Origin of the sequence: Flectobacillus longus (genome assembly GCF_030056705.1) — a bacterium.
GTDB lineage: Bacteria > Bacteroidota > Bacteroidia > Cytophagales > Spirosomataceae > Flectobacillus > Flectobacillus longus.
On the sequence record NZ_JASHIC010000004.1, the window covers coordinates 132,300 to 149,804 of the forward strand.

The 17,505-nt window shown below is 38.7% G+C and carries 11 protein-coding genes; 8 read left to right on the forward strand and 3 right to left on the reverse strand.

All coding sequences use genetic code 11. The annotated features are described in order from the left end of the window. Positions 1–306: 306 nt before the first annotated feature. The 5 genes from QM491_RS03435 (at position 307) to acs (ending at position 8,348) form a co-directional block, all read left to right on the forward strand. Positions 307–3,015 carry a sensor histidine kinase gene (locus QM491_RS03435; protein WP_283325840.1) on the forward strand — a complete coding sequence of 903 codons (2,709 nt, stop codon included), beginning with the start codon at positions 307–309 and terminating at the stop codon, positions 3,013–3,015. Positions 3,016–3,165: 150 nt separating this feature from the next. Further along, positions 3,166–3,552, forward strand: a complete 387-nt coding sequence (locus QM491_RS03440) for a response regulator transcription factor (protein ID WP_166551244.1) — start codon at positions 3,166–3,168, stop codon at positions 3,550–3,552. A 208-nt stretch (positions 3,553–3,760) separates the two neighbouring features. Next, positions 3,761–5,671 carry a propionyl-CoA synthetase gene (locus tag QM491_RS03445; protein WP_283325841.1) on the forward strand — a complete coding sequence of 637 codons (1,911 nt, stop codon included), beginning with the start codon at positions 3,761–3,763 and terminating at the stop codon, positions 5,669–5,671. Between the two features lie 22 nt (positions 5,672–5,693). Beyond that, on the forward strand, positions 5,694–5,825 hold the full coding sequence (locus QM491_RS03450; RefSeq protein ID WP_255491972.1) for a hypothetical protein: 132 nt from the start codon (positions 5,694–5,696) through the stop codon (positions 5,823–5,825). Positions 5,826–6,395: 570 nt separating this feature from the next. Continuing rightward, positions 6,396–8,348 carry an acetate--CoA ligase gene (gene acs / locus QM491_RS03455; protein WP_283325842.1) on the forward strand — a complete coding sequence of 651 codons (1,953 nt, stop codon included), beginning with the start codon at positions 6,396–6,398 and terminating at the stop codon, positions 8,346–8,348. 143 nt (positions 8,349–8,491) lie between these two features. On the opposite strand, the gene QM491_RS03460 is transcribed toward acs, so the two are convergent. Then, entirely contained in the window at positions 8,492–11,971 is a 3,480-nt protein-coding gene (locus QM491_RS03460) for an amidohydrolase family protein (protein ID WP_283325843.1), read from the reverse strand. Positions 11,972–12,232: 261 nt separating this feature from the next. Between QM491_RS03460 and pdxH the strand changes: the two genes are divergently transcribed. The 3 genes from pdxH to fabV all read left to right on the forward strand — a co-directional run bounded on the left by pdxH (position 12,233) and on the right by fabV (position 15,327). Beyond that, positions 12,233–12,880 carry a pyridoxamine 5'-phosphate oxidase gene (gene pdxH, locus QM491_RS03465; RefSeq protein ID WP_283325844.1) on the forward strand — a complete coding sequence of 216 codons (648 nt, stop codon included), beginning with the start codon at positions 12,233–12,235 and terminating at the stop codon, positions 12,878–12,880. Positions 12,881–13,069: 189 nt separating this feature from the next. Next, a complete protein-coding gene (locus QM491_RS03470; protein ID WP_283325845.1) occupies positions 13,070–13,924 on the forward strand; it encodes a glycosyltransferase family 2 protein in 855 nt (284 codons plus the stop codon). A 209-nt stretch (positions 13,925–14,133) separates the two neighbouring features. Next, positions 14,134–15,327, forward strand: coding sequence for an enoyl-ACP reductase FabV (gene fabV / locus QM491_RS03475; RefSeq protein WP_283325846.1), 1,194 nt, complete (start codon positions 14,134–14,136; stop codon positions 15,325–15,327). Positions 15,328–15,406: 79 nt separating this feature from the next. Here fabV and bshB1 read toward each other — a convergent pair whose 3' ends face one another. Further along, positions 15,407–16,126, reverse strand: coding sequence for a bacillithiol biosynthesis deacetylase BshB1 (gene bshB1, locus QM491_RS03480; protein ID WP_283325847.1), 720 nt, complete (start codon positions 16,124–16,126; stop codon positions 15,407–15,409). Positions 16,127–16,267: 141 nt separating this feature from the next. After that, a complete protein-coding gene (locus QM491_RS03485) occupies positions 16,268–17,377 on the reverse strand; it encodes a peptidoglycan DD-metalloendopeptidase family protein (RefSeq protein ID WP_283325848.1) in 1,110 nt (369 codons plus the stop codon). Between the last annotated feature and the right edge of the window lie 128 nt (positions 17,378–17,505).

The following is a 17,505-nucleotide window of genomic DNA, read 5'->3' on the forward strand; positions in this document are numbered from 1 at the left end:
GAGAAGACATTTTAAACGACAAAGAATACTTGTCAGCAATTTGCTTCTATTGACGATATTATAGCAATTCGACCATATTTCTAAAAAACATGAAAGAATCACTAAAAGAGCAAAGACTTTTTATCATAAGTTGCTTGTTTTTACTGCTATACAACTTCCCGATTATTTCCATTTTTAATTTGGAGACCCAAATAGCAGGCATCCCAAGCCTATTTTTATATGTTTTTGTACTTTGGCTGATTTTGATTGTGGTCATTTATTTGAATGTCAGAGAGCTAAACAAAAACCAAGACAATTCGAATCACGATGAATAGCATAATCTTAGTTTTAGCTTCCTTGCTATATCTGGCATTTTTATTTGGTGTAGCATACTGGGCCGAAAAACGTTCACAAAAAGGCAAAAGCCTTGTAACCAACCCGTACATATATGCGCTCTCTTTGGCTATTTATTGTACTGCTTGGACATTTTATGGGTCAGTTGGACGAGCCGTAAGCTATGGTATCGAATACCTTTCGGTATATATAGGACCAACCCTTATGATGCCTCTTTGGTGGTTAGTGATTCGTAAAATCATCCGAATCTCGAAAGTATATCGTATCACTTCTATTGCAGATTTTATTTCTTCCAGATATGGCAAAAATGTAACACTCGGGATTATTGTTACACTCGTATCTCTGGTTGGAGTTTTGCCTTACATTGCAATTCAGCTCAAGGCTATATCTAGTAGTTTTAGAATTTTAACACGTACAGACTCACCAGCCAATAGCCATATTTTCCTAGACGACCTTACCTTTTATATCTCAATGGGTTTGGGACTTTTTACAATTATTTTTGGAACGAGAAAAATCGATTCTACCGAGCGCCATGAAGGTATGGTAGCAGCCATAGCTGCCGAATCTATTATCAAGGCATTGGCTTTTATCGTAGTAGGAATCTTCGTTACATACGGAATTTTTAATGGTTTTGGTGATATTTTTAACAAAGCAGCCTTACATCCTCAGCTAAAATCTCAGTTTTTAATGGATGGCAACAAAGGCGAATACTCTTCTTGGTTTTGGCATACAGCTCTTTCTATGAGTGCTATCTTGTTTTTGCCGAGACAGTTTCAGGTAGCTGTAGTCGAAAATGTCAACGAAAAACACCTCAACAAAGCAATGTGGCTATTTCCACTGTATTTGTTGATTATCAATATTTTTGTATTACCCATTGCCTTCGGAGGAGAGTTGCTTTTTCCAAATCATGATGTAAATCCTGATAACTATTTATTAGCAATACCTTTAAAGTATGATGCAAAGTTCTTGGCGTTATTAACCTATATCGGAGGATTTTCGGCAGCTACAAGTATGGTCATTGTCGAAACCATCGCCCTCAGTATCATGGTTTCGAATAGTTTAATTATGCCGATTTTATTGGCATACCCAAAGATAATTGGTAAATATGAAAACAATCTGAGTGGCTTAGTCAATAATGTTCGTAGGGTCAGCATATTCATTATTCTACTGTTGGCGTATATCTATGCCAAGGCTATTGCACAATATTTTTCACTGGTATCTATCGGAATGGTCTCCTTTGCAGCAGTGGCACAGTTTGCACCTGCCATTATCGGGGGTATCTATTGGAAAGAAGGTAATCGTAAAGGCGCAATTATTGGGCTTCTTTCAGGGACGTTTATTTGGTTTTATACCTTAGTGCTTCCTTCTTTAATTGGTGCAGGAATATTTCCCCAGTCAATTTTAGAAGAAGGTCTTTGGGGTATCAAGGCTCTTCGTCCATCCGCATTGTTTGGCTTAGAGGGTATGGATGATATCTCGCATGGTGTATTCTGGAGTATGTTTTTCAATATTGGTAGCTATGTATCTTTTTCATTAATCACTAAATCTACCTCTATTGAACTCAATCAGGCAGTAACGTTTGTTGATATTTTTAGTCATTCTAAGTTCACAGATAATACCACTATTTGGCGTGGCACAGCCTACTTGAATGATATTAGAACTTTACTTATCAACTTTTTTGGAGAACGCCGAACCGATAGAGTACTACGGCTTTTTGCACAAAAACATAGTTTAAATTTAGAAAACAAAAAGGCTGACCCTAAACTTGTTACTTATTCCGAAAAGCTTTTGGCAGGCGTCGTAGGCGCAGCTTCTGCCCGCATTATGGTGGCTTCGATTTCGAAGGAAGAACATATTTCGATGGACGAAGTTGTCAATATTCTTCGAGCTTCGCAGGAGTTAATGGTCAACAATAAAGAGCTTCGCCGAAAATCTATCGAGCTTGAAAAAGCCACCTCCGAACTCAAGGAAGCTAATGAGATTTTGAAACGAACCGACAAACTCAAGGATGATTTTTTGTCAACAGTAGCACACGAAATTCGTACGCCTCTGACTTCTATTAGGGCATTATCAGAAATTGTCTACGATAATCCTGATATGGATCAAGAAGAAAGAGAACATTTTTTGAGTACTGTCGTAAAGGAATCTGATCGTTTGAGTCGATTAATTAACCAAGTACTAGACCTTGAAAAATACGAATCAGGTCGTCAGAAATTGATTAAAGAAAATGTAGATATACAAGAAATTGTCAAAGATAGTATAGATGCTCTGTATCAACCTGCCAAAGAAAAAGGCATAAAAGTGGTGTTTTTGCCAGACCGTTTTGCTCCCAAATTTGAAGCTGATAGAGATAAACTGGTACAGGTTATCGTAAATCTTATATCCAATGCCATTAAGTATTGTGAAGCAGACAAAGGCGAAATCCAAATAGCAACACATTATGTCGAAGGTGCAATTTATACGAGTATTCAAGACAATGGCGTAGGAATTGCTAAAGAGTTTCAGCGCCTCATTTTTGACAAATTTTTTCAAGCAGAAGATCAAACTATCAAAAAACCCAAAGGAAGCGGATTGGGACTGGCTATCTCCAAAAAAATCGTTGAACTACACCAAGGTCAAATTTGGGTAGAAAGCGAGGTTGGACATGGATCAAAATTTACTTTTATGCTTCCAGTGGTTTAGTATAAAAGGGACAAAGTGAACAGGCACAAAGTGACAAAGTGTAATAAAGTATTGGAGAACAAGAAAAACAATTATCTAATTATTTATCAATCTAAATACACTTTGCCACTGTATGCCTTTGTGCCTGTTAATAAAACTAACTCATTAAAGATGAAACAACAATTAAAAGTATTAGTAGTTGACGACGAGCCTGGCATTTTGATGTCGCTTGAATTCCTGATGAAAAAAGAGGGTTATCAGGTATTTATTGCTCGTGATGGAGAGGAAGCACTTGACATCATCGAACGTGAGATTCCATCCATTATTCTATTGGACATTATGATGCCCAATGTGGATGGTTATGAAGTATGCCGTTTTGTAAAGAGTACCCTCAAGCTAAGTCATATCAAAATTGTATTTTTGAGTGCTAAAAATAAAGAATCAGATATGGAAAAAGGATATGCTATTGGCGCAGACCTATATGTTCCAAAACCCTTTTCGACACGTACTTTGGTCTCAAAAGTCAACGCTTTAGCCCTTGGTATTGCAACTAGCTAAGTTTAGCGGAGTTTTTCGCGATTTTTCAGTGTAAACCCTTAATTTAGTATTGTGAAAATATTCATGTTTTCTCATGGAATCAGTCAAACTGATAGTCATTCATAAACCAACAATTATGACGAATGGCTAGGGTAGTTTTAAATTATATTACCAAACTGACTGCTCCTATTATATTTATAACAAAACAAACTTATAAGCTTATAAACCAATGTCTTACGCAGAAAAATACCAATTCAGCATTGATAATCGTGAGGCTTTTTGGGCCGAGCAGGCTCAGCAAATCTCGTGGTTTGAAGCTCCCCAGCAAACCTTGTCTGTAGATGAGAAAGGTTTCTATCGCTGGTTTAAAGGTGGCAAGATGAATACTGCCTATCTGGCACTTGACTATCACGTAGAAAACGGCAGAGGTGACCAAACTGCTATCATTTACGACTCTCCAGCTACCAAAAGTATAAAAAAGTATAGCTATAGTGAACTTACCAAGGAAGTAGCCAAACTAGCAGGTGGGCTCAAAACCCTGGGCGTTCAAAAAGGAGATACTGTTGTGATTTATATGCCAATGGTTCCTGAAGCGGCTATTGCTATGTTGGCATGTGCACGATTAGGAGCTATCCACTCGGTAGTGTTTGGAGGCTTTGCTCCTCACGAACTGGCAGTGCGTATAGACGATGCCAAACCCAAAGTAATGATTTCGGCTTCCTGTGGGATTGAGTTCGAAAAAGTGATTCCTTACAAACCTCTTCTCGACGAGGCTATCCAAGCTTCAGAGCACAAACCAGCCCATTGTGTGATTCTTCAGCGTCCACAGGCTCAAGCTAGCATGGTTGAGATTCGCGATGTGGATTATACTCAATTGGTTGAAAAGTCGGAAGAAGCTCCTTGCGAAATAGTCGATGCTACAGATCCATTATATATCCTTTATACTTCTGGAACAACAGGCAAGCCCAAAGGGATTGTCCGTGATAATGGTGGTCATGCGGTAGCTATGAATTTCTCAATGCGTACTATTTACGATGTACAACCAGGTGATGTATATTGGGCAGCCTCAGATGTAGGTTGGGTAGTAGGACACTCTTACATTGTATATGCTCCTTTGATATATGGTTGTACAACTATCTTGTTCGAAGGTAAACCAATCAAAACACCTGACGCAGGAACTTTCTGGCGTGTTATTGAAGAACATAAAGTAAAATGCTTCTTTACTGCACCAACTGCTTTTAGAGCTATCAAAAAAGAAGACCCTCACGCCGAATTAAAGGCAAAATATGATATTAGTTCGCTCAAGGCTATTTACTTGGCGGGCGAACGTTGCGACCCTCCTACCCTTGAGTGGTTACAGCAAATTACTCAATTACCAATTCTAGATCACTGGTGGCAAACAGAAACGGGTTGGGGAATTGTGGGTAACATGGTTGGTATCGAAGCTTTTCCAGTAAAAGCAGGTTCGGCAACCAAACCTGTATGCGGTTTTGAGTTAAAAATCTTGAACGAAGCAGGAGAAGAGTTAGGTCCTAGTCAAGATGGCTATGTTTGTATCAAACTCCCGATGCCTCCAGGATGTTTACCTACCCTTTGGAATGATGATGATCGCTTCAGAACATCTTATTTGAATACCTTTGAAGGCTATTACCTTACTGGAGACGGCGGTTTTATCGACCAAGATGGCTATGTATTTATCATGGGTCGTATCGACGATGTCATTAATGTGGCAGGTCATCGTCTTTCGACTGGCGCAATGGAAGAAATCATTGCCTCACACCCAGCAGTAGCTGAATGCGCCGTAGTAGGTATCTCAGACGAGCTTCGTGGACAACGTCCTGTGGGTTTTGCTGTACTGAAAGATGGTCAAGACATAGATGAAAATACACTTGAGCAACAAAGTATCGCTTTGATTCGTGAGCAAATAGGCGCTGTAGCTTTTTACAGAAATACTATTTTAGTAAAACGTTTACCTAAAACTCGCTCGGGAAAAATCCTTCGCAAAATTATTCGTCAAATTGCAGATGGAGAGACATTCAGTATTCCATCAACTATTGATGACCCAGCTATTTTAAATGAAATCGCCCAACGTTTGCAAGAGCGCAACATTGGATTAGCATATACCGAAAAACAAGTATAAAACACTTAAAACCCATTGTAACATGAGCACAGAAACTGAAAAAAAACCGAACTGGATTTTGAGAATCATTATTGCAGCAGCCATTATTGGCGCAGCTATTTGGTTGGTAAACGTAATGTCAACTAGCGAAATTGAAATTGGTGGAGGACACTAGGAAGTGTTGAGTTTTGAGTGAGGAGTTTTGAAAATTTTATTTCAAGTGATTTCCGTCTTGCAAAAGGTGTCAAAAGTATCCACGAAATAGGTATTTCAACAAAACTTTTCTTACAGAACCATCATTTAAACATATTTCTCATCATTACAAGATTGGCAAAGCACAGGTGGCTTTGCCAATCTTGTTTTAGCGCATTTCTCTGCTTCAAAATTATAGGTAAATGCTATTATAACTATAATTTAATTCCTTGGTAATCGGCAATATTTTCTATATCATTTTTTCCTCTCATTACTACCTCAAATTGTTACGGCAAAATATTTCATATTTTTTTACTTCAATAAAAAATACAATTTTATTCAAAAACTCTTCGAAAAATACAACAAACCAATTCCAACTTGTATTATATTACAAGCATATAGTATTTTAGCAATAAAATATATATTAAATTAGCATAAAACATTTTACAGTGTTAGTATAAAGAAAAAAACATCTTGTATTTTTACAGTATAAAATTTAACAATTCGTACCTTCTATTCAGACCTGTCGATTTGACTATGAAAGAAAATAGCTTTGCTTAGAAGTTATTTATCAAAGAAGACACGAGCAGGCCAAAAACATAATCACACAATGGACTTAAGAATAAAATCATTCGAAGACTATCAAGAAAAGTATCAGTATAGTGTTGAAGACCCAGAAAGCTTTTGGGGTGAAATTGCTCAGAACTTCTATTGGAGAAAACCTTGGAAAAAGACCTTAGAATGGAATTTTACCGAACCAAAGGTGAATTGGTTTAAGGGAGGAAAGTTAAATATTACTGAAAACTGTCTTGACCGTCATTTGGCAACAAGAGGAAATCAGCCTGCAATTATTTGGGAATCTAACAGCCCAGACGAACCTTCTCAAGTAATTACTTATAAAGTATTGCATGAGCAAGTTTGTCGCTTTGCTAACGTATTGAAGAAAAACGGTGCTAAAAAAGGTGACCGTATTTGTATTTATATGCCAATGATTCCAGAATTGGCGATTGCAGTATTGGCTTGTGCTCGTATTGGTGCAATTCACTCGGTGGTATTTGGTGGTTTTTCTGCCCAATCTATCGCCGACCGTATCAACGATGCTCAGTGTAATATCGTAGTAACAACCGATGGAGCTTTCCGAGGTAACAAAGAAATTCCTTTGAAAACTACGGTTGATGATGCCCTGATTCAATGTCCAAGTGTTGAGCGCGTGATTGTTTCTACTCGTACTCGTACCCCTGTTTCGATGCTCAAGGGTCGCGATTGCTGGTGGGAAGACGAAGTGAAGTTGGTTTCGGCTGACTGTCCAGCCGAAGAAATGGACTCAGAAGATATGTTGTTTATCCTATATACTTCGGGTTCGACGGGCAAGCCTAAGGGAGTAGTTCACACAGTAGGCGGATATATGGTATTTTCGTCTTATACTTTTGCTAATGTGTTCCAGTATGAAGAAGGTCAAACTCATTTCTGTACAGCTGACATTGGTTGGATTACAGGTCACTCGTACATTGTGTATGGTCCATTGGCTTGTGGTGCAACAACCTTGATGTTTGAAGGTGTGCCAACTTATCCAGATGCAGGTCGTTTCTGGGATATTGTTGAAAAACATAAAGTAAATATTCTTTATACTGCCCCTACGGCTATTCGTTCGTTGATGTCATTTGGCGACAAATTTGTAGAAGGAAAAGACCTTAGCTCATTAAAAGTATTAGGTTCGGTAGGTGAACCAATCAACGAAGAAGCTTGGCATTGGTATAATGAAAAAATAGGTAAAGGACTTTGCCCAATCGTAGATACGTGGTGGCAAACCGAAACTGGTGGTATTTTGATTTCGCCTATTGCCAATGTTACCAAAACAAAACCTGCTTACGCTACTTTACCATTGCCGGGAGTTCAGCCAATCTTGGTAGACGAAAACGGTGTTGAAATCGAAGGAAATGGCGTTTCGGGTAACTTATGTATCAAGTTCCCATGGCCTTCTATCGTTCGTACTACTTACGGAGACCATGAGCGTTGTCGTCAAACGTATTTCTCAACTTACAAAAACTTGTACTTCACAGGTGATGGTTGTATGAGAGATGAAGATGGCTACTATCGTATTACTGGTCGCGTAGATGATGTAATCAACGTATCTGGACACCGTATTGGTACTGCTGAGGTAGAAAATGCCATCAACATGCACTTGGGTGTGGTTGAATCTGCGGTAGTGGGTTATCCTCACGACATCAAAGGACAGGGTATTTATGCCTATGTTATCTGCGAAAAACATGTTGGAGATTCAGAATTAACTCGCAAAGACATTTTGGCAACGGTAACACGTATTATCGGACCAATTGCCAAACCAGATAAAATCCAGTTTGTATCGGGCTTACCAAAAACACGTTCAGGCAAAATCATGCGTCGTATTCTTCGCAAAGTAGCCGAAGGTGATACTGGTAACTTGGGCGATACTTCAACCTTGCTTGATCCATCAGTAGTAGATGAAATCAAAGCTGGTGCGTTGTAGGAAAACATTTAGTGATTTAGCGAATGAGTAATTGAGTGATTATTCTCATTCCGAATTTTAGTATCAAAAAAAGCGGTCGAAAACTATTTTCGACCGCTTTTTTTGATATTTAGACGCAAAGCATGGCGTCTCTACAGAGACATCTACTCATCAATATTCGTTGTCTTAGCAGGTTTTTCAAATTCCCATTCACTACGAATGAGTTTGTTATTGCTAGGATATGTTTCGTTAAGGGTATTTGCATCATACACACGACCATTTTTTACAACCATTTTAATGCTATTCGAATTGCGAATATTTTCTAATGGATTTTTATCCAAAATCAACAAATCAGCTAGTTTTCCTTTTTCGATACTTCCTAAATCTTTATCTAAACCTAAGGCTGTAGCGCCTAGAATAGTCGCAACTTTCAAGGCATCATGTGTTTTCATGCCTCCACTTTGCATCGACCACAGTTCCCAATGATAACCCAAACCTTGAAATTCGCCATGACTACCAATACCTGCCAATGATCCACTTTCTACCATCGATTTCATAGACTTTGCATGTTTTTGGAAAACATGTTCTTCTGGTAAAAACCAACCACTCACACGTCTAGTTTTCTCAGCTAATTCTTCATACGGCATGAAATATTGCATCTTTTTGTCATGATATGGGTCTTCTGTTTCGAAGTAATAAATTTCAGCAAATGGCCCTCCATACGATACTAACAGTGTTGGTGTTACTGCCATTTTTGAATACGAAATAGATTTTACTAAATCGTTATAAAGTGGATATACAGGAATGGCATGCTCATGTCCTGGGTAGCCATCAAGTAAGTTTGTAATATTTAATTTTAAGTTCAAACCACCTTCCGTTGTTGGCATTAATTGCTGTTCTTTGGCAGCTTTAATAATCCACTGGCGAGATTGGCGATTACCAGTCAAATACATTTTGATGTATTTGGTATTAAAATATTTACTGTATTGCTTAAGGGCATTGCTCGCACCTGTCGAATCTTTGATATTATATGACCAAAAACCAACCCCGGGACCTGTTGAGTACACACGTGGACCTACCATTTTACCAGCTTCTACCATATCGCTATAAGTCAATACGTCTGTTGTCGCAGTTTGTGGATCACGGGTTGTAGTTACACCGTAGGCGAGGTTAGCGGCATAAATCCAAACCTGATTTTTTTGGATACCCCATTGTGGCCACATGTGTGAATGGGTATCTACAAAACCTGGCATAATGGTTTTACCACTTACATCAACCACCTTAGCACCTGATGCCTTAAGCGTCCCACTTTTTCCAACAGCTTTAATCCGATTATTTTCTATCAAAACATCACCATTGGCAATTACTTCTTCGCCTTTCATGGTGATGATACGACCACCTCTCAACAAAATAGCAGATTGAGGAATATCTTTTTCATAATATACCTTAATCTCTGTTTCATTAGGTTTGTAAGTATCGTCAGTCTTTTTAGCAGCCGCTTTAGCTACTTTTGGTTTAGCATCAGTCTTGATTTTTACTGTATCTGTTTTTGCTTTACTGATTGAATCAGCTTTGGCTTTTTCTTGTGCTTTCTTTGCTGATTTTACACTATCTTCAAAAGCTACGGATTTGTCAAAATCATATTCAAAATGGAAACGCCCTAAAGCCCAACGGATTTTCTTAGAATCACTCGACCAAGATGGGAATTCACCGCCCAAATCAGTGAGCTTTTTGGCAGGAAACTGCGCTGAAGAAGCATCTGCTACCGAAATAGAAACCGTTTTACCTGTTTGCGGAATCGTCATCGAATAAATATCATTATTGATCTGAGCCAAAGCTTTCTCTCCATCTGGGGACATCAAAACTTTAGAAGCATTGGATGCACGGTTCACTTCCATCGCCGAAGCTGTACGCTCAGAAAGCATGCAGTTATGGGCAAAATCCTCTCCTTCGATACTCATTCCGTAAGTGGTAATACCCGAAACTTTCGCATGAACTTTTTCGTCTGTACCATCCCATTTGATAGATACTACGCTTCCATCACCCCCGCTGAGATATATTCTATCGGTTTGTTTTTTGACAAAATGAGGATACTCTCTTCCTTTAGCTTGGTCGATTACAGTAATATCACCGCCTTTTGCATCAATCCAACATAATTCATCTTCCGAACCATTTGCTACTGGACCAACGGATTCTTTATAAGCACGCATTTTACTACGGATAAAAACAATTTTATCGTCCTTTGGAGTGTATGCTGGTTGACTATAAAGAGCAGGTAAAGAAGTGATTTTTTGCAGATTACTTCCATCTGCTTGAACTTTGTACAAACTTCCTCCTTGAGCAGTCCATGTCACAAAAGTGATTTGACTTCCATCATTTGACCAATTTGGTTGAGCTTCGGTAAACTCCAAATTAGTCAATCGCTTCGGTGTTCCTTTTGGATAATCGGCTACATACAGTCTGTTCAGTACCGTAAAAGCAATTTTCTTACCATCTGGCGAGCTTACTACATCTCTAATTTGAGTTGCCAAAGTACGAGTCGTATCACTAATAGGATATTTAAACTCTAATCTCGGCCCCATTTCTATGTCCATATCTACTGTAAATGGAATCGGTGTTGGGCTACCACCACTCAAGGCTATTTTATAGATTTTTCCACCGTAAGAAGCAATTACCGACTGATTATCTGGCGTAAAAGTCATTGCAGGCAAAACTCCCATCGTTGCAATCGACTCTTGGTCGTCGCGTTGTACTGGATACGCTAACCATTTTTCATCACCAGAAGCTAAGTTGCGCAGTACCAAACCTGTTTTATCTTCAAAACGAGAACCATACACTAACCATTTGCCATCACCCGAAATAGTTGGGGTAAATGCCGAACCATAGCGAGAGGTAATAGTGGTGCGTTTGCCATTGTCACGATCATACATACCAATCTGGTATTGAGGAAACATGGCATTGTAATTCCAAGCGCCATTGCGTTGCGAGAAATAAATATATCTTCCATCAGGACTTACCGCTGGGTCGATAGTCTTTAATGTGGCTGGTTGGTCAATCAACTGCACACCGCCTCCTCCATCTTTATGAACCATCCATAGTTGGACATTCATACGTCCTTTGGCAAAAACAATATAATTTCCATCTGGAGTCCAATCTGCTGCTTCGTAGTTTTGGTCTCGGTCTTTAGTAACTTGAACAGTATCTTTTTTCTCAAAATCAATCATCCAAACATTGTCGGAACCACTTCTATCGGAAATAAACAAAAGTTTTTTTCCGTCTGGACTATATCTTGGATGTGTATCAAAGGCCAAGCCTTTGGTAATATTCTGAGCTTTTCCACCAGTAGCAGAAATTGAATACAAGTCACCCATGTGGTCAAATACTAGATTTTTACCATCTGGACTTATATCCAAAGACATCCAAGTTCCTTCATCGGTTTGATATTTAAACTTTCGAGAAGCCTTCAGGGGTAAATCTTTGTAACGAACATACTTAGTCGTGTCTTTTTTAACACTGTCGCCTGTATCCTTGTTTAAGGAAAGATGTTGTTGTCTTTCGGTCATGCCGACCGCAGCAAAGGCACTCAGACCAAGTGCAAAGACAAGATTTTTCAGTTTAGTTTGATTGATAAAGGTTGGATTCATGATGAAATCACAAGTTAAAGTGAATGGAGATGAGATTTAGATTTTTTCATTTAAAATAACAATAAGCCTAAAATACAAGGTGTTCGAGAACTTTCAAAGCAATTCCAAACTCCAATCATCCTATAAGGCAACTAAAATCAGTATTTTATCATTGTTAAAATTAAGAGAAGGGCGTAATATTGCGCTCATGAAACAACACGCTACTATTTTAGGTTGAATAAATAGCTTTATGTTTTTCGAAAACAGTAAACCCAACAAATCATGAACAAAGTTGACCTTGCTGCCTTGCGAGAGAATTATACCAAGGGGAGTTTGGATGTGTCGGATGTATTGCCCTCTCCTATTCAAGAGTTTCACAAATGGTTTAATCAAGCCGTTGATAGCCAAATTCTTGAACCCAATGCCATGCACCTTTGTACGGTTTCGCCCGATGGCAAACCATCCGCTAGAATTGTACTCCTAAAAACCTTAGATGCCACTGGTTTTACTTTTTATACCAATTACCAAAGCCGTAAAGGACACGAAATGGATGCGAATCCTAACGCTTGTTTGACCTTTTTCTGGGGTGAATTAGAACGTCAGGTGCGTATTGAAGGAACGATAGAGAAGGTAGACGCTAAGGATTCTGATGATTATTTTGCAGTCCGTCCAAGAGGTAGCCAGATTGGCGCTTGGGTATCTAACCAAAGTCAAGTAGTCGAAAGTCGTGAGGTATTGATTGAGAAAGAAAAAAACTTTATAGCACAATTTGAAGGACAGAATGTGCCACGACCAGCACATTGGGGCGGGTATAGATTAGTACCAAATTATATCGAATTTTGGCAAGGTCGCCCATCTCGTCTCCACGATCGTATTGCTTACACGCTCGAAGAGTCAGGTAGCTGGAAAATCGAAAGACTTTCGCCGTAGAGTTGTATTATTTAGTGAATGAGTGGTTGAGTGAATGAGTGATTTTAATATGCTAAATCACCCATTCACTAAATCACTAAATAACCTCTCTTTATCCTTTTTTTTCTTCTTTAGCCCCTTGGCAAGGTATTTGTATTTCATCTTAATAGTCTTTAAATTGCTCTTATACCATACCAACCGACTAGAGACATGAGCTTTTTTAAAAATCCTGCTTGGATCAACCAATACGTCTATCCTTACGCTACCGTAGATGATATTCCTGAAGAGGTATTCGCTAATATCAATCAAAAACTCCATAAACTTGTTGATTTTGAACGTCCAGAGGTAAGCATTGTCATTGCTGCTTGGAACGAAGAAGTAAATATGCTTCCAACTATTGGTTCTTTGGCTGACTCTAAGACAAAAATTCCGTTTGAGATATTGGTGGTAAACAACAACTCCACCGACCGTACTCAGGAGGTATTGGATAAGCTCTATATTCGTAGCTGTACCCAAACTATTCAGGGTTGTGGTCCTGCACGTCAAATGGGTTTGGAGCAAGCCAGAGGAAAATATATCTTATCTGCCGATGCCGACTGTATGTACCAACCTGAATGGATTGATCAAATGATAAATGCACTTCGTCCAGACGATGTCGCAGTGGTATATGGTCGATATTCATTTATTGCCAATGAACATACGCCTCGTTGGAAACTCGCCATTTATGAAATGATGAAAGATGTCATGGCTGAAATTCGTCAGTTGAAACGCCCCTATCTCAATACCTTGGGAATGACTATGGGATACAAAACTGCTCAGGCCCTCAAGGTGGGCTATGTCATGCGACATGTACGCGGAGAAGATGGTCGTTTGACCTTTGATTTAATGCAGTTTGGCAAAGTTGTTCAGGTAAAAAGCAGCAATATCAGAGTGTGGACAGGCACACGTACCCTAGACAAAGACGGAAGCTTTTTTAATATGGTTGGTAGTAGAATAGTGAAAGAAGTTAAACGAATTTTTAGCTATCTGAGTCCTCTCAAACCACACGATACCAAAACCTCTTAATGAATTTGTGAGGCTGATAAATGGCGGAAAATCGATTAAAATTTGTCAGCTCGATACAACTTTTGTACTTTTATCGGATAAAAACCCTTCAAGGTTTTGTACAAAATATTAGAAACAAACTTAGGGTAAGTACTTGACTATTTCATAAACACTCAATTTCAAAGTCAGGTAATTACAACATTGTATCAATCACAAAAACAATATTTGGAATGATTATCGAACCAAGAATGCGCGGATTTATCTGCCTAACAGCACACCCAGTAGGTTGTGAACAAAATGTAATTAACCAAATCAACTACGTAAAATCAAAAGGTAAAATCGACGGTCCTAAGCGTGTATTAGTAATCGGAGCTTCGACAGGTTTTGGTTTGGCCTCACGAATTACCAGTGCTTTTGGGTCAGATGCAGCAACAATTGGTATTTTCTTCGAAAAACCATCAGCACCTGGCAAATTAGCTACACCAGGCTGGTATAATACTGCGGCATTCGAGAAACAAGCTCAAGAAGCTGGTTTGTATGCAAAAAGTATTAATGGCGATGCTTTTTCTAACGAGGTAAAAGAAAAAACGCTTGCCCTTATTAAGGAAGATTTAGGTCAAATTGACTTAGTTGTATATAGCTTGGCTTCGCCAGTACGTACCGACCCAACTACAGGTATTACTCACCGTTCGGTATTGAAACCGATTGGTGCTCCTTTCAAAAATAAAACGGTTGATTTCCACTCTGGAAAAGTAACTGAAATCTCAATTGACCCTTGTACTGAAGAAGACATCCAAAATACCATTAAAGTAATGGGTGGCGAAGACTGGGAAATGTGGATTGATGGCTTGAAAGCTGCTAATTTGTTAGCGCCAAATGCTTTGACAATCGCTTATTCGTATATCGGACCAGAATTGACAGAACCAGTATATCGTAAAGGTACTATCGGTCGTGCCAAAGATCATTTGGAATCAACGGCTTTCACTATTGCTGATAAATTGAGCGATATTGGCGGTAATGCTTATGTTTCTGTAAACAAAGCTTTGGTAACACAAGCTAGTTCGGCGATTCCTGTTATTCCTTTGTATATTTCGTTATTGTACAAAGTAATGAAAGCAGAGGGTATCCATGAAGGTTGTATCGAGCAAATTCAACGTTTGTATAGCGAGCGTCTTTACACAGGTAGCAATGTGCCAGTTGATGAAAAAAGACGTATCCGTATCGATGATTGGGAAATGCGTGCAGATGTACAAGCTAAAGTGGCAGCACTTTGGGAAGAAGCAACTACCGAAAACCTATCAAGTATTGGTGATTTGGAAGGATATAGCAATGACTTCTACAATTTGTTCGGCTTCAAAGTAGGTGGCGTTGATTACACTGCTGATACTAATGAAGTAGTAGAAATCCCAGGCTTACAAGCATAAAATATATTGAGTGATTTATGATTGAGTGAATGAGTGATTTATTATTCATTCACTCAATCACAAATCACTCAATAGCTAATTAAATCAATGCTGAAAGGTCTTTTACTCCTATTCTTTTGTAACTCGTAAAGCCCTCGCCAAAGGTAACGCCAATGGCATGACCCATCTCACGATTACGTGCTTCTGTAAATTTCAAAAACTCTGGAGAAGACAAATATGATTCTGGTTCTTTTGAGCTAGGATCAAAAAATTGACTTCTGAATGCACGGATAGAGGCTTCTTTTTTATCCCAATAAGCCGTAATATCTACCACAAAATCTGGTTGAATATAACGGTCTTGAATATAATGATAGACATTTTTAGGACGCCAAGCTGTCTGTAGTGTTCCATCATCCTCGAAGGTTTCAATCATACGCAAACCAGCCTTAAAACAAGCATCTGCCGCCAATTCAGCACCTTTGATATGGTCGGGATGACGGTCGAAAATAGCATTTGCCAAAACGGTTTCAGGCTTATAACGACGTATTACACGAATTAACTTCATCAAATGTTCTTCGTCATTGACAAAAAATCCATCTCTAAAGCCCAAATTCTCACGTGCATGAATCCCCATTATGGCAGAAGCCGCATCTGATTCGGCTTGGCGGATTTCGGGTGTACCGCGAGTACCTAATTCACCACGAGTAAAGTCAACAATACCAACTTTTTTGCCTTGTGCAATATGAGAACAAATTGTTCCTGCACAACTCAACTCTGCGTCATCTGGATGCGCAGCCATCACCAAAATATCTAATTTCATCTAATGGAAGATCTATCTAACAGTTTTGAATAAAATAAAAAGTCTTATGAGCAAGATATATAATTATTGCCCAATTACTTCTGAACAAATATATTAAATCAAAAATTCGACTCTATCCTAAAGAGAACAAAATTTTCGAAATTAATTTATTCGGAGCCTTCTTCCGATTTTCAATTTAGTAGAAGTACTCATTCCATTCAATTTTGCCAATTGTGGGATAGAAATATTGGCAAAGTTAGCAATAGATGCTAAGGTATCTCCTTCTCGAATTGTCACCCATGTAGTGGTGCGGTATTCTTCTTCATTTTCAACATTTTCATTAAACTCATTCGGTAAAATCTCTCCATAAGTATCAAAAACTCTTGCCGAAATCATGACATGCTGATCCACTGGTTTAGTATTTTTTCCTATGAATGAAAACACATACGTTGGGTTAAATGCTTTGCCCTCATAACGAGTTTCATAATGAAGATGTGAGCCTGTACTTCTTCCTGTATTACCCCCTTTGCCAATTACATCGCCAGCTTTTACATAAGTCCCAGACTCTAAAAACTTTTGTGAAAGGTGACCGTAAACCGTTTCGATGCCGTTGTAATGCCTAATGACAAAATACTTACCATAACCTTTACTATCATAACCTGATATTCGGACAATTCCATCGAAAGTAGAATATACGGGGTCTCCTGTAGTCAAATCCAAATCAACACCTGCGTGTAAACGACGTGACCTTGGGCCAAAATTCGAGGTAATATCACCAGATTTCAGGGGAGACGACCAATGATACCCCATGGCATCATTATACAATTCTATATCTACAACCCCTTCAAAGTTTTTGACATTAATTCCATAAGGGTCAATATTTTTGGAAGACCAAATTGAGTAGTAGGTTGCCACCATAGCGACATCATCTGAACCATTGATTTTGACAGTTTCGATCACCTCGACTGGACGAATATCTCCTTCATCAACCGACGTTGTGTCAAAAGCACTCACTGTAGAATTGATAGCACGGATGGGTTCGTACGGATTGCGTCCAACATCAGTAACACTTTGCTGAGCAGAAGTCTCGTATTCTGGCTTGAGCTTTAAAGGAGGAAGAAACTCTTCTTGTTTGGTGGTTTTAGCGGGTGCAGTTACAATCTGTTTATTGATTTTTGTCTGTTTTTTATATCTCCCACTTTCATTTTGCGCCAACGAATCGACAGTACAAATACACAGCAAACTCAAAGAAAATAAAAATACTTTTTTCATAAAACTTTAACTCTAGGGTCTGATTTTCAATAAACTGTTTACTAATCAGTAAGTTTTTTCTGATAAACAATTCTTTCTTTTCAATTAGTGATATATAACTAAAACCAGAATAAAAGAGTTTTATTATT